This window comes from Paenibacillus sp. P46E (assembly GCF_001909095.1).
Classification (GTDB): Bacteria; Bacillota; Bacilli; order Paenibacillales; family Paenibacillaceae; genus Paenibacillus_AQ; species Paenibacillus_AQ helianthi.
In genome coordinates this window covers 1-15,010 of sequence record NZ_LVYZ01000037.1, presented here as the reverse complement: position 1 = coordinate 15,010, position 15,010 = coordinate 1, and the positions used below count along the sequence as shown (strand labels likewise).

The 15,010-nt window shown below is 53.2% G+C and carries 10 protein-coding genes; all 10 read left to right on the top strand.

Annotated elements, in window-relative coordinates; all coding sequences use genetic code 11:
- Nucleotides 1–29 precede the first annotated feature (29 nt).
- On the top strand, nt 30–1,448 hold the full coding sequence (locus A3849_RS12580; protein ID WP_074111739.1) for an alpha-L-fucosidase: 1,419 nt from the start codon (nt 30–32) through the stop codon (nt 1,446–1,448).
- Entirely contained in the window at nt 1,445–1,516 is a 72-nt protein-coding gene (locus A3849_RS33965) for an S-layer homology domain-containing protein (RefSeq protein ID WP_372237761.1), read from the top strand. Before A3849_RS12580 ends, A3849_RS33965 begins: the two co-directional genes overlap by 4 nt.
- A gap of 207 nt (nt 1,517–1,723) precedes the next feature.
- Nucleotides 1,724–3,463, top strand: coding sequence for a sensor histidine kinase (locus tag A3849_RS12570; protein WP_074111738.1), 1,740 nt, complete (start codon nt 1,724–1,726; stop codon nt 3,461–3,463).
- Between the two features lie 23 nt (nt 3,464–3,486).
- Nucleotides 3,487–5,145: a response regulator gene (locus A3849_RS12565; protein WP_074111737.1), complete on the top strand. Its 1,659-nt coding sequence runs from the start codon at nt 3,487–3,489 to the stop codon at nt 5,143–5,145.
- 141 nt (nt 5,146–5,286) lie between these two features.
- Nucleotides 5,287–8,019: an endo-beta-N-acetylglucosaminidase gene (locus A3849_RS12560; RefSeq protein ID WP_306010703.1), complete on the top strand. Its 2,733-nt coding sequence runs from the start codon at nt 5,287–5,289 to the stop codon at nt 8,017–8,019.
- 23 nt (nt 8,020–8,042) lie between these two features.
- Nucleotides 8,043–9,758, top strand: a complete 1,716-nt coding sequence (locus A3849_RS12555; RefSeq protein ID WP_083613480.1) for an extracellular solute-binding protein — start codon at nt 8,043–8,045, stop codon at nt 9,756–9,758.
- 91 nt (nt 9,759–9,849) lie between these two features.
- Nucleotides 9,850–10,752, top strand: a complete 903-nt coding sequence (locus A3849_RS12550) for an ABC transporter permease (protein ID WP_074111735.1) — start codon at nt 9,850–9,852, stop codon at nt 10,750–10,752.
- Nucleotides 10,753–10,769: 17 nt separating this feature from the next.
- Nucleotides 10,770–11,654, top strand: a complete 885-nt coding sequence (locus tag A3849_RS12545; protein ID WP_074111734.1) for a carbohydrate ABC transporter permease — start codon at nt 10,770–10,772, stop codon at nt 11,652–11,654.
- 28 nt (nt 11,655–11,682) lie between these two features.
- The gene (locus tag A3849_RS33540) at nt 11,683–14,184 is read left to right on the top strand and encodes a glycoside hydrolase family 3 N-terminal domain-containing protein (RefSeq protein ID WP_256700752.1); all 2,502 of its coding nucleotides are present in this window, start codon (nt 11,683–11,685) and stop codon (nt 14,182–14,184) included.
- A partial coding sequence (locus A3849_RS12530; protein WP_483874377.1) for a glycoside hydrolase family 38 N-terminal domain-containing protein occupies nt 14,171–15,010 on the top strand: 840 nt, incomplete at its 3' end. The genes A3849_RS33540 and A3849_RS12530, both read left to right, overlap by 14 nt.

Here is a 15,010-nt window from a genome sequence, read left to right as displayed (position 1 = left end):
CATGTTGAAGAGCAAGGAGGACCGCACAGATGAACCAGACAGAAATTTTCAAGGTGAAGCCGTCCGGCAGGCAGCTGCAGTGGCAGAAGCTGGAGTTCTACGGGTTTATTCACTTCGGCATCAATACGATGCTGGGCATGGAATGGGGCGAGGGACATGAGGATATCAGTGTGTTCAATCCGTCCAAATTGGATGCCGGGGAATGGGTCTCGGTGTTGAAACGCGCAGGCATGAAGGCGGTCATTCTGACCTGCAAGCATCATGATGGGTTCTGCCTCTGGCCCAGCCGGTATACAGTGCATACCGTAGCCCGCACACCGTGGAGGGATGGCAAGGGAGATCTGGTCAATGACCTGTCAGAGGCATGCAGGGAGCAAGGGATGCTGTTCGGAGTCTACCTGTCTCCATGGGACCGGACAGAGCAAACCTATGGCGAAGGCAGAGCCTATGACGATTTCTATGTGCATCAGTTGACCGAGCTGCTGACGAATTACGGGAAGATCGGGTGCGTCTGGCTGGACGGGGCGAACGGTGAGGGGCCCAGCGGCAAAAAGCAATATTACGACTGGGACCGTTACTATGAGACAATCCGCAGGCTTCAGCCGGAGTGTGTGATCAGTGTCTGCGGCCCGGATATCCGCTGGGTGGGCAATGAAGCGGGACATACAAGACAAGAAGAATGGAGTGTTGTGCCCAAGCGGCTCCAGGATGCAGAAAAGATTGCAGAGAAGTCCCAGCAGGCCGATGATGGCGGGTTCTCGCGTTCTTTGAATTCGATGGATGAGGATTTGGGAAGCCGAGCAGCTATGGCGGCTTATGAGGGCGAGGACTGGGTGTGGTATCCGGCAGAGGTCAATACCTCCATCCGGCCCGGCTGGTTCTATCATGAAGAGGAAGATGGCCAGGTCCGAAGCGGCGGAGAGTTGTATGATATTTATCTGAATGCCGTGGGAGGCAATGCAACCTTCCTGCTCAACATTCCCCCGAATAAAGAGGGTGAGATTGTGGAAACAGACCGGAAGGCACTGGCGGATTTGGGTAATAGAATTGCCCGGCTGGAAGATGTTTCTCTAATGCAGCAGGCGACGGTTACCGCGTCAAGCTCTGCAGATACAGCGGCTCGGCTGGCGGATATTGAGGACGGTATATGCTGGAAGCCGGCGGAAGCTGACCGGGAGCCATGGGTCGAAATCGCATTCCCGAAAGCTGTTGATATGAACAGTGTCATTCTGCAGGAACAGATCATGGAGGGACAACGGGTAGAAGGGTTTGAGCTCTGGTGCGAAGTTCAGGGGGAATGGATCAAGGTGGCCGCAGGAACCATTATTGGCTATAAAAAAATCATCCGCCTGTCGGGGACGCGCGCAGACCGCCTGAAAATTGTGTTCAAGGAGTTCCGCGGATTTCCTACCCTGGCGCGGATAAATATAGTGAATACGGCATCGTGAACGGCAAGAACGGCAAGCTTGCTCCGGGCGATCCGCTCACCCGCGCTGAAGCGGCAGTCATTGTGTAGCGCATTTGGAAGCTGTAAGCACAGCTCATACACACGTTATCCTTTAATAGAAAACAGCCAGCCGCCGGTAAATTTCCGGCGGCTGGCTGTCTAGTTCATTCTAACAGACAATTATTTGCAGGCAAACGGATGTGTTTTTAAACGGACAGGATTATAATCATTCCATCGAGATGTTTCCGTCCATTTGAGTGTTTAAGGAGCCTGCCTATGAAGCCTGTTTCTTTCAATCTATTCGGACAACGCTTAACCATTCTGCCCAAAATCATTATCTCCTTCCTGGTTGTGCTTATCCCCATTCAAACACTCAGTCTGGTGATGAACCGTTCGAGTGTAAACAAGGTTCAGAACGAAATCCTGCAATCCAGCGCCTCCAATGTGCATTTCTATCTCAGCTCGCTGGAAACGGAGATCAACCGGATTCTCCGCCTGGAACGGGAATATATCAGCAGTGACGGTGATTTCCTCAAGGCGGGGGTCATTCCCGATTCGATGGACGATTATGAACGGGGCCAGACCATATTACGAATTGAGAACAAGCTCTCCATTCTCAAAAGCTCAAGCCCGTATATCAAGGATATCCGCATCTATTTCCCCAGTCTCGGCCGCACGATTTGGACAACAAGCTTCAGCAGCACCATCCCCGATGATGAGATCAGAGTGATAGCCGGTAAAGACAAGCGGACGCAATCTCCGTTTACTTTTGTGAATAATCGTCTGATTCTTGGAATGCTGTATCCGACCACAGGAAATGACATGATGTTTATGATAGAGGTAGAGCTGTCTATACCGCTATTGCAGCAGTCCATGGCACAAATGTCAGGCAAGAAAAATGCCGGCTCCATTCTCTTGAATGAACCTGAACAGTGGGTTATAGGGGATACGAACGATGAATCCATCACCCAATCGATCCGCCAATGGGTATCCGGACAACAGAAGCGTCAGACGGCAAGCGGAATGGACCGGATTGAAATGGACCATAAAATGTATCTGATATATTATGAGCAATCGGAGTCTCTTGGCCTCACACTTGTCCATTACGTGCCGGAGGCGGAAGCATTAGGTGTGTTGAAGCAGTACCAGAGCTGGTATTGGGTCATTACGCTGGTCTCTATTCTGATTGTTTACATATTTTCCTATGGAATCTTTCTGCTTATCCATAAGCCGATGCGGCGGCTGGTCAACTCTCTGGCACAGGTGGGGGAAGGCAATCTGGAGCTCCGCCTGCAGCACCGTTACAATGATGAATTTCAGGATGTATTTCAGCAGTTTAATACGATGGTAAGCCGGATCGGCACCCTGATCGGGGAGGTGTCGGAGCAGCAGACACGCTCTCAGCATGCAGAACTGAAGCAGCTCCAGTCCCAGATTAATCCTCATTTTTTATATAACAGTCTCTTTATTCTGCTGACGCTAATCCGGCAGGAAGACAAGGACAGTGCGGAGCGGCTGGTGCTTCACATGGGCAATTACTTTCGCTACATCACCCGTACCGGCGAGGATGAGGTGTCACTGGAGAACGAAATGATGCATACCCAGGCTTACGCAGGCATCCAGTCCTTAAGATTCCCGGATATTCAGATCCGCTGGGGTGAAATACCGGAGGCTTGCCGGACTGTCCGGGTTCCCCGGCTCATCCTGCAGCCTCTGGTAGAGAATGCATATCTGCATGGACTGGAGAAAGTGGAGGGACCTGGGCTGCTGCTAATTGAGGTGGAGCAACATGAGAAATTGCTGATCATTCGAGTAGAGGATAACAGCGGACATCTGAATCCGGAAATGATTGAGGAGCTGAACCACCGGCTGCACACGACCGCTCATTCGGGGGAAACAACCGGAATGTTCAATGTGCACCGGCGCCTGCAGCTCAGATATGGGCAAGCCTACGGTCTGGAGCTTGCAATAGGTCATGCGGGAGGGCTATGTGTAACGCTGCGTATCCCGCTCTAACCCTGCTATTGAAGGAGGATTTCATGAGTAAGTTATTGATTGTGGACAATGAGAAGATTATTGTGGACGGGCTGGTTGGGTATTTTCTGGATCTGAAGCTGGAAGGGCTGGAGGTGTATGGCACACATTCCGGCAAGGAAGCGCTCCGGCTGCTGGAAGAGACCAAGGTGGATATTGTGCTGTCCGATATCCGTATGCCTGGAATGAGCGGGCTGGAGCTTCAGCAGCAGGTATCCCAGCGATGGCCGCATTGCCGCATGATTTTTCTCTCCGGCTATGATGATTTTCAGCTGATCCAGCAGGCTATGCGCGGAGGGGCCGGTAATTATATTCTAAAGACCGAAGGATATGAGGTTATTGGGGCGGCAGTCATCGATGCGCTTCAGCAGCTGCAGGAAGCTGTCCGCTTCCAGAGCTTGATCGAGCGCTCCAGAGAGCAGTTTCGCTCCACACTGCCTTATATGGGCAAAGAGCTGATGAACCGTCTGCTGCAAGGCGACCCGGTCGCACTGACCCAGCGTGTGAAACAGTTCGAGCATCTCCAGATTCATCTGGACAGCCAATCTCCGGTGCTGCTGTTCCTCACACGTATCGATCACTGGCGGGGAATAACCGCCCCGTCTGACCGGGCACTGATCATCTATTCCATCCAGAATATCGCCGCAGAATATCTCCATCCGTTCTTGTCGTGCTATTCTTACCCTTATGAAGCTTCACGGATGATCTGGTTCGTTCAACCCAGAGAGGACGAGAGTCTTACGGAGACGGACAAGCTGCGGCGGCGTTCTCTGCTGTTCCTTCAGCATTCGCTGGAGGATATTCAGGCAGCTTGCCATCAACTGCTGAATATTACACTTTCCTTTGCTGTCGGCAATTCCTTCCACGAATGGGACGCACTGCAGGAGCCTTTCGAATCGCTGAAGCTGCTGCTGAACCGGGGGCTTGGCATCAAGGAGGAAGCGATTCTGCTCGAGACTGCGGATGCCGTCCATCCCGCTCCCGGAGAGAGCACTCCGAGACATGCACCGGCAATTTCCTTTCAGATACATAAATTGCAGGAGCATCTGGAGAATGGGGAGCGGGGAGAGTTCTACGATCTGCTTGGTTATATTCTCGGGCTGCCGGTACGGGCGGACGGAAATGAAGAGATGATCCGGCTGGAGGTTGCCTTATCACTCGGCGGGATGTATTTGTCAGCCATTAACCGTTGGGGGATCTGGCAGGAGATTGCCAGGCAGCTGGATCTGGATCTGCTCTTCCGTATAGGGGCAGAGAGGGATTGGAATGAATACAAAGCTTACTTTATTCAGCTGGCCGATGTGTTGTTTGCTTGCCGGACCCTTCAAAGTACGAATCAGGAGAATGACATTGTTGAGAAGCTGGAGCATTATATCAGCAGTCATTTAGCGGAGGATTTATCCATGACCAGGCTGGGCATGGTCTTCAACCATCATCCCTATTATCTCTCCCGATTGTATAAGCAGACCACAAAGACTGGTCTGCTGGATTACATAACAGAGCTGCGGCTGAATAAAGCGAAGCTGCTGCTGCAAGAGAGTGACTTGCGTGTTCAGGAGGTTTCCCAAGCGGTCGGCTTTATTTCTGAAGGGTATTTTTACCGTTTTTTCAAGAAAACAGTAGGAATGACGCCAAGTGAATATCGCGAAAAGCCCAAACTGTAAATAAGACAGTTCATCTGTAAATTGAATAGTAGAGAGGTCTATTTCCCCCATGCTATGGTTATTTTGGCAACACCATTATTATAGAAATGGGTGATGACATTGAGTAGAAACGCATGGACGGGAAAAAGAAAGAGGGCCTCTTTGCTTCCAGCTGTGATAGCCTTAGTGCTGCTAGGGGCAACAACAGTGAATGCCGGTGACACCTGGCCGTTCACTGGTGAAAGCGCTCACGGAGCCAACCAGCCTAGTGTACATGGCTATACCAGCAGTCAAATTGCGAACTGGACCCCGCAAACGGATCCCGATTCTGCACTGCTCCGGTCCCGCGTGCCACTGCAGACCCGGATCGCCCCTTTTACGGCAACACAGGCGAATCAGACGCTGAATCCTAGTGTGCAAATGGGCACCATTGCCGGGGATTATGGAAATGCTTTCATTGAGAATGCCCCCTATACTAACAAGTTTGCCCAATACCATTTCAACTTCTGGCAGTACACCGATTATTACTCTTACTGGCACGGAACAGCCACCGCCTATACCCCTCCTTCCTATTACGACAGCCTGGCGCAGTCCAACTGGCAGGAGAAGTGGTTCGAGTTCGGGATGCTGAACATCCCGAATCCAACCTATACCGATGCCGCGCACAAGAATGGGGTTCTCTCCCTGGCAGGCATCTTCTTCTCCAATAATGACCGCGGTCAGCAGACGTATAAGCAGATGCTCGTTAAGAATGCCAGCGGCCAGTTCACGGTAGCCCTCAAGCTGATTGAAATGGCCCAATACTATGGCTTTGACGGGTTCTTCATCAACCAGGAAGAGCTGAGTCCAGATATCGCCGTCGCGGACATTCCGAATTACATCGCATTTATGAAAGTTCTGCAGGACGCCGGACTTTATGTGCAGTGGGATGATTCGGTCAATACCAGTACAGGTGCCAATACCTTTGCCCGCACCTTCAATGCCAATAATATTTCCTTCCTGTATAACGGCGGGAAGCAGGTATCCAATTCTTTTTTCTTCGATTACGGGATGACCGGCACACAGATTACCAATGCAATCAATTATCTTAACAGCTTCAATACCACCAATGGCACCAGCTATAACATTCTGAAGAATGGATTTGCAGGGATTGAAGCGGGCGCCAACCGCTGGAGCACCACGAACAGTTCGCAGCTGAGCAGCAAGCTGAGCGGAGGCGTGCCCAGAGTCAGCCTGTCTACACTCGGGGCAGATTTCGTACATTCCGGCCTGGATGAGGATATGGGATTGTCTTATCCGGTCAGCCACCGGTCAGAGAATAAATATCAGTGGATGACGACCTTGCGCGAGCAGCTGTGGTGGTCCGGTCCCAATGTTAATCCGAAGAACACAACACCATCATCCACCAATACAGTTACTGACGTTTACGCAGATAACCGTAACTGGCCGGGCGTAGCCTCGGTTATTGCCGAACGCTCGGTAATCGGCGGGAACAACTTCAGCACCAGCTTCAATACGGGACATGGGCTGTCTTACTATGTGAACGGAGCGGTCTCCAATACTGCAGAATGGTCTAACATGAGCTTGCAGGACATTCCGGTGACCTGGGAGTGGTGGCAGGATACAACCGGCAACCGGCTCGCTGTTGATTTTGACTATGGCCCTTCCTATGACCTTACCGGCACAACCCGGTTCAGCTATCAGCAAATCGGAGGCTACAAAGGCGGCAGTTCACTTGTGGTCAAAGGAAATCTGAATGCGGAGAATTTTCTCCGTTTGTATAAGACCGACCTTAGCGTAAATGCCAATTCCAAGGTGTCTGTTACCTATAATAAGCCTTCCAATAATGACACCTCGACGATGTATATCGGACTTGTGACGACAGCCAATCCGACTACTGTCGTCAAGATCGCTGTTCCCGGCAGCGGTAACAAGACCACTGGCTGGACTACTGCTGAGCTCAATTTGAGTGCCTATGCAGGCCAAAAAATCGCTGCGCTCGGACTTGTCTATAACCCCGGCTCCGCCGCCGTTGCCAATTATCAGATGAACGTCGGCCAGCTCCGTGTGTATGACGGATCAGCAGTTTCCCCGGCAGCTCCAACCGGACTTGCCATCGCTTCCGCTTATCCGGGTACCGGAGAAATGGTGCTCAACTGGGATATGAACACCAACTATGCCCAGGTCAAACAGTATAACGTGTATGTTAATGACATTTTTATGGGCGGCAAATATGACAGTATGTTCTATATTAAAAAATTACCTGCCCAATCAGGCACCATCAAGGTTGTTCCTGTAGGTGCTGACGGTAGTGAAGGAACGGCTGCGACCCTCGCCTACAACCTGAATAATGCGGTTTCGAATCTGAGCGCAAGCTCACAGTCGAATGGTGATTTGACCGTATCCTGGACGAATCCGGCCGGGGTGGCAGGCCCAGTCAAGGTAACTGTTAAATCATTGAACCAAATCACGACTCCGGCGGCTGTCTCAGCTCAAACCACAGTTGCCCAAGGAACGACATCCGCTACCTTCAACAATATGCCGGTAAACGGGGACGATTATGAGGTAACTGTAGCCATCGGCAGCAATCTGCCGGTATCCAAAAGCGGCAATTTCATTGATGTCGTCTGTGCTCCTTATGCCGAGAGCTGGTCATGGAGCGGGAATACACTGAATCTGCCTATGCCTACGACCCGGGATTGGCGTTATCTGTACGTGTATGAGAACGGAACACCAAGATCCTTCGACACTACTTACAGCAGCGGCAGCAAACCCCGTATCATCCGGGGGCGCACAACCAAGGCAAGCCTGAGCTTTACCTCCGCGGCTACTTCTGTATACGTGGTCATGGAAGACTATGCGGGCAATCTTTCGGCTCCGCTTACACTTAGATAGACGAATTCTAGGGAGGCTATAACATGCAAGTGAGCAAAAAGGTGACAGGAAGCAGTGGTCTAGCTCTTATTCTGGCCACGGTATTGGTGTTGTCAGGCTGCTCTGACAAAGAAGCCCAAGTGAACAATGAACCGAAGGCACAGGAAACAGCGGCCGGTACTGCCGGAGCCAATGCCGGCACCAATGCCCCTGCAGGACAAAAGGACGGGAAGTACGATCCTCCGATTGAGATTGTAGCGGCACAGCTGGCGGAATCCAACTGGGTATATGATTCCGGGGATGATATTAACAACAATGTGTGGAGCCGTTATTTCAGCGACACCCTTGGCATCAAGGTGAAGCTGGATTGGACCGCGGCCAAGGCAGAGGATTATACCAACAAACTGAATGTCATCATCGGCTCGGGAGATAATCTGCCGGATATGTTTCAGGTCAATTCCACTCAGCTGCAGCAGCTTGTTGAGGAGGGCCAGCTTGCTGATTTGACAGAAGCCTTTGAGCAATCTGCCAAGCCGTTCACCAAAGAGCTGATGAACAAGGACGGAGGCATCGGGATCAGCTCCGCTACTTTTGACGGCAAGCTTATGGCGCTGCCTAATCTGGCGGGAACCATAACCAATAATGATGTGATCTGGCTGAGATCGGATTGGCTGAAGAAGCTGGGACTGGCCGAACCTGCAAGCATCGGGGATTTGGAGGCTATCGCCGATGCCTTTGTGAACAAGGACCCGGATGGAAACGGCAAGAAGGACAGCTACGGGCTGGGCATCGCCCAGGGTCCGGTAATGACTGGAGGAGATGTTGCCGATCTCGGTGGCTGGTTTGCCGGATTTAAGGCCTATCCCGGAATGTGGGTGAAGGGCAGCGACGGCAAGATTGTCTATGGCGGCATTCAGCCTCAAGTCAAGGAAGCTCTGCTTAAGCTGCAGGAGCTGTACAAAAACGGACTCATCGACAAGGAATGGATTGTCAAGGATGGAGGCAAGCTGGGCGAGGATATCATTGGCAATAAGCTTGGCATGTGGTATGGCGGGAACTGGAATTCGCTCTGGCCCATTGATGTCAGTAAAAATGCCGATCTGGTCAACTTGAAGCCTTATTCCATCGTATCCGTAGATGGCAGCAAGCCTGTGGTTCAAGCGGTCAACCCAACGGTCAACTCCTATACGGTCATCCGCAAAGGATATGAGCATCCGGAGGCGGCTGTGAAGCTGCTGAATGAATTCCAGGAAAAAATGTGGGGAGCAACGTCCGAGAATGCCAAATTCGGAGCAAATATGAATGTTACACCGGTCGTCAGCTACTTTAAATATCCGCTCGTGCAATCCTGGCCGACCACCAAAGATATTCCCGATAATCTCGATGCAGTGGAAGCGGCGCTTGCCTCTGGAGATTCCTCCAAACTGAATTCCGAGCAGATCGAAGCCTTCAATGCAATTGAAGCTTTCAAAAAAGGAGATATTGCTAAGGGCTACGGCACTATGCGCCAATTTGACGCTTTTGCCATTATCAAAAAGGATAATCTGCCGAATCAGCTGAAATCCGAGTTTTACGGCGCGCCTACTCCAACGATGGTGACCAAAAAAAGCTCGCTGGATAAGCTGGAGCAGGAGGTCTTTACGAAGATCATTATGAATAAAGGCTCCGGTGAGGATTTTGACAAATTCGTAGCGGACTGGAACTCTCTCGGCGGTGACCAAATCACCAAGGAAGTGAATGATTGGAAAGCCTCACATTAAAAGAATATCGGTGAGCGGAGGGGAAGGATTCTTCCCCTTCGCCTATTCGAATGGCCTCATATCAATAAATGGATTGAGGGAGACGAAGAGTATGCGCTATCTGAGGAGTTTCAAAGAACATACAATCCTGCACCTGATGCTGCTTCCCGCTATAATTCTCGTGCTGGTCTACTGCTATTATCCTATGGCCGGCATTGTGATAGCGTTTGAGAAGTTCTCAGGATTTAAGGGGATGCTCCATTCCCCCTGGGTGGGCTTCGATAATTTCACCTATGTGTTTAAAATGCCGGAGTTTCTGCCGGTGCTGCGAAATACGGTACTGATCGCCGTGATGAAAATGATTGGGAATTTGATAGTGCCCATCATCATTGCCCTGCTGCTCAACGAGGTGGTGCACACTTTTATCAAAAAAGGCGTTCAGACCCTGATCTATCTTCCCCACTTCCTCTCGTGGGTCATTCTGGCTGGGATTCTGAAGGATATTCTTTCGCCATCGTCCGGTGTGGTCAATCAGGTGATTGCCTTCTTCGGGTTCAATCCGGTGTTCTTTCTGGGGGATAATCAATGGTTCCGATTTGTACTGGTAGCTACCGATATCTGGAAAGAATTTGGCTTCAATACGATTGTTTATCTGGCAGCACTTACCGCAATTAATCCTTCCCTGTACGAAGCCGCACTGATGGATGGTGCCTCGCGATGGAAGCAGACGCTGAATGTGACCCTTCCGGGGATATTGCCGATTATTATTCTCCTGGGGACACTGAGCCTGGGCAATGTGCTGAATGCAGGCTTTGACCAGATCTTCAACCTGTACACACCTGCCACCTATTCTTCGGGAGATGTGCTGGATACACTGATTTACCGCATTGGGATTGTTGATGCCCAGTACAGCGTATCTACAGCTATCGGACTATTCAAATCGCTGATTTCGCTATTCTTCATTTCGAGCTCCTATTATCTGGCCTATCGCCTGGCGAATTACCGAATCTTCTAATCAAAGGGGTTCCTGATATGTATAAACGTTCAAAATCCCGGATGCTGTTTATGATCTGCAATTATGTCTTCCTGATCGCCTTATCAATCGTTTGTCTCCTGCCTATGCTCAATGTGCTGGCGGTCTCCTTTAGTTCTTCGGGCGCGGTAAGTGCAGGTCAGGTCAACTTCTGGCCGGTGGATTTCAATCTGCACTCTTATGCAGTCGTGATGAAGTACGGCACATTCATGCATTCCCTGTTCAACTCAGTCGAACGGCTTGTGCTCGGCTCTGTGCTGAGTCTTTTCATCTGTGTCCTTACCGCTTACCCGCTCTCCAAGGAAAACGATAAGTTTCCCTGGAGAAGCATTTATGCATGGGTTTTCGTCATTACCATATTGTTCAACGGCGGTCTGATTCCTTCCTATCTTGCAGTAAAACAGACGGGGCTGCTGGATACGATTTGGGCTCTGGTTCTCCCTGGTGCCGTTAACGTGTTCAATGTCATTCTAATCCTGAATTTTTTCAGGGGGCTGCCTAAAGAGCTGGAGGAATCGGCCCTGATGGATGGTGCGAACCATTTGACCGTGCTCTTCCGCATCTATCTGCCCGTTTCCCTTCCTTCGCTTGCGACTGTTGCGCTGTTAACGATGGTATTCCATTGGAATTCCTGGTTCGACGGACTGATCTATATGAAAAGCCCGGAGCATTATCCGCTCGCGACTTATCTTCAAGCCGTTACAATAGATGCCAATTCGCTGAAAAATATGAAAATGCAGGACCCGGATACCTTGAAATTCGTGTCGGACCGTACGGGACGGGCAGCACAGATCTTCCTTACAGCGCTCCCTATCCTGCTTGTTTATCCATTTTTACAAAAGTATTTTGTGAAGGGTCTCGTACTCGGCAGTGTTAAAGGATAACTCCAGGAAAGGGAGGTCAGAGAAGCTTATGAGTGACAAGTCTAATCAGTGCTCTCCCCGGGAACGGGCTGAGCATCTGCTGGGACAGATGACCTTGGAAGAAAAGGCTGCACAGCTGGTTCAGCCTTTCGGCTGGCAGGCTTACGAACATACCGAAGGGGAGATTACTCTTACTGAGGATTTCAAACGTCAGGTAGCGGAGACGGGCATCGGCTCGCTCTACGGCATGCTCCGCGCAGATCCGTGGACCGGAGTGACCCTGGCCAGCGGGCTGTCCCCGCGCCAGGGGGCGGAGGCAGTGAATGCCATTCAGCGTTATGCCATCGAGAACTCACGCCTTGGCATCCCGATCCTGATCGGGGAAGAGTGCTCGCACGGCCATATGGCCATCGGGGCGACCGTATTTCCGGTTCCGCTGTCACTGGGCAGCTCGTGGGATGTGGATCTGTACCGGGAGATGTGCCGGGCGGTGGCACTGGAAACCCGGAGCCAGGGAGGAACGGTGACTTATTCGCCGGTGCTGGATGTCGTGCGCGATCCCCGCTGGGGCCGGACGGAGGAATGCTTTGGCGAAGATGCCTACCTGATCAGCGAACTGGCGGTGACCGCCGTGGAGGGGCTGCAGGGAGAATCGCTGAGCAGCCCGGATAGTGTGGGCGCTACACTGAAGCACTTTGTCGGCTACGGCAGCTCCGAGGGCGGCCGCAATGCCGGTCCGGTGCATATGGGCTGGCGCGAGCTGCTGGAAGTGGATTTACTTCCGTTCAAGAAGGCGGTGGAAGCAGGCGCGGTGTCCATTATGCCCGCCTATCATGAGATTGACGGCGTACCCTGTACGACGAATACCGCACTCCTGGAGGAGATTCTCCGGGGGGCTTGGGGCTTTGACGGCCTCGTGATTACCGATTGCGGCGCCATCGAAATGCTGGCCGCCGGCCATGACGTCGCCGAGGACGGTTTGGATGCGTCGGTGCAGGCCATCACGGCAGGCATCGATATGGAGATGTCCGGCGTCATGTTCGGAGAACATCTCGCCAGTGCTGTCCGCAGCGGTAAGCTGGCGGTGGAGGTTCTGGACCGCGCCGTGCAGCGGGTACTGGAGCTGAAGTTCAGGCTCGGCCTGTTTGAGCAGCCGTACGCCGATCCGGAGGCGGCCGAAAAGTTCATCGGCAGCGCGGAGCACCGGGAGCTGGCCCGGAAGCTGGCTGCGGAGAGCATCATTCTGCTGAAGAATGAAGGCGGGACGCTGCCGCTGGCGGGTAACGGCAGTATGGGCGTGGGCAGCGGGAGTGGCAGCAGGAATGGCGTCGGCAATAGCCTGAATGGCAGCGTCAGTACGGGTGGCACCGGCAATAGCGGGAGTGGCAGCGTCAGTGCGGGTGGCACCGGCAGCAACCTGGGTGGCGGCGTCAGTGCGAGCGGCAATAGCGGCAGCGGGAGCACCGGCAAGGTGGCGGTCATCGGCCCGAATGCCGATGCACCGTACAATCAGCTGGGCGATTATACCTCGCCCCAGCCGCGGTCCAGCATCGTCACCGTGCTGGATGGGGTCCGCAGCAAGCTTGGAGCAGAGCGGGTGCTGTACGCCCCCGGCTGCCGGATCAAAGGCGACGACAGAGAAGGCTTCGAAGCCGCCTTGGCCTGCGCCGAGCAGGCTGATACTGTGGTCATGGTGCTCGGGGGTTCAAGTGCCCGCGATTTCGGCGAAGGCAGCATCGACCTGAAGACCGGAGCGTCAAAGGTGACGGAGCATGCCTGGAGCGATATGGACTGCGGCGAAGGGATTGACCGGATCTCGCTGGCCCTCTCAGGTGTGCAGCTGGAACTGTTCAAGAAGATTCATCAACTGGGCAAGCCGGTGGTTGTGGTCTATATCAATGGCCGTCCGGTGAGTGAGCCCTGGATCGAGGAACACGCGGCTGCCATTCTGGAAGCCTGGTATCCCGGCCAGGAGGGCGGCCATGCGGTGGCAGATATTCTGTTCGGAGACGTGAATCCTTCCGGCCGGCTGACCATCTCCTGGCCGAAGGATGTGGGTCAGCTTCCGGTGTACTACAACGGCAAGCGTTCACGCGGCAAACAATATCTGGAAGCCGATTCGCAGCCCCGCTACCCGTTCGGGTTCGGACTGAGCTATACGAGCTTCCGCTACTCGGAACTTCAGGTGGAGCCGCAGGCAATTACGGCAGACCAAACCGCAACGGTACGGGTCACCGTGACCAACACGGGGGAACGGGAAGGCGCCGAGGTTGTCCAGCTCTATATTTCCGACGTGGCGAGCAAGGTATCCAGACCCGCGAAGGAACTCAAAGGCTTCCGCAAAATCACGCTGGCTCCGGGCGCTGCGCAAATCGTAGAATTTGAAGTCGGCGCGGAGCAGCTGCAATATATCGGCCCGGAGGTTCAGCCTGTCGTGGAGCCGGGAGGATTCAAGGTGCTGGTGGGTCCTCATGTCAATGAGGTACTGGAAGCCGCACTCGAGGTAACGGAGGGGTCACGTAGAACGGAGGGGTCACATGGAACGGATTAGAAGATTCATCCGCGAGCTGTCCGAGCGGCAATGGCTGGAGCAGCAGGCGCTGGAGGGCTGGGACATTCAGGCTTCGGTCTATACCGTGCCGGGTCAATATGACGGAATGCGGCCGTATACCGAAGGCGGAGATTTCAATCTGTTCCCGAGTGTACAGGGAACCACGTATTTTTTTCGCCGTACACTGGAAATTCCTGTGGAATGGCAAGGGCAGCGTACGGGGCTCATATTTGAGTCGGGCGGCGAGGGCCTGCTGCGGGTGAACGGGGAATCCCGCCAAGGCCTCGACCGGAACCACACCTTTGTAACCCTGGAAGCCTCGCCGGACGGCCGGCCGCTGGAGCTGGAGATCGAATTGTTTGATCCCATTCCCGAGCCGGTGGACCCGCTGAATCAGCAGGCGGTCATCCAGCCGCCGATCCGGGCCATCCGCACCTGGCTGGTACGGGTCAATGAACCGGTGCAGAGCCTGATGTACACCGCCGTCATCGTCCGCGATGCGGCGGTCCTGCTGCCCGAAGCGGATATGCGCCGCGCGCGGATGCTGGAAGCCTTGTACCGGGTGATGGATGAATATTTGAATTTGGAAGAGACAGCGGTACGTGAAGGCAGTGCTGTAGCGGCCCTGGAAGCGACGCTGCGTACAGATATCGCAGGGATTGGCGGCAATGCGGAAGGCACCATTCATATGGTTGGCCAGTCGCATATCGACATTGCCTGGCTGTGGCCGGCGCGGGAGACCGTGCGGAAGACCAGCCGGACCTTCTCTACCGTCAATGCCTTAATGGACGAATACCCGGACTATCAATTTGCCCAGAGCCAGCCG

Coding starts and splice junctions, on each gene's coding strand:
- A3849_RS12580 (WP_074111739.1), top strand. CDS start 30: ATGAACCAGACAGAAATTTTCAAGGTGAAGCCGTCCGGCAGGCAGCTG.
- A3849_RS12570 (WP_074111738.1), top strand. CDS start 1,724: ATGAAGCCTGTTTCTTTCAATCTATTCGGACAACGCTTAACCATTCTG.
- A3849_RS12565 (WP_074111737.1), top strand. CDS start 3,487: ATGAGTAAGTTATTGATTGTGGACAATGAGAAGATTATTGTGGACGGG.
- A3849_RS12555 (WP_083613480.1), top strand. CDS start 8,043: ATGCAAGTGAGCAAAAAGGTGACAGGAAGCAGTGGTCTAGCTCTTATT.
- A3849_RS12550 (WP_074111735.1), top strand. CDS start 9,850: ATGCGCTATCTGAGGAGTTTCAAAGAACATACAATCCTGCACCTGATG.
- A3849_RS12545 (WP_074111734.1), top strand. CDS start 10,770: ATGTATAAACGTTCAAAATCCCGGATGCTGTTTATGATCTGCAATTAT.
- A3849_RS33540 (WP_256700752.1), top strand. CDS start 11,683: ATGAGTGACAAGTCTAATCAGTGCTCTCCCCGGGAACGGGCTGAGCAT.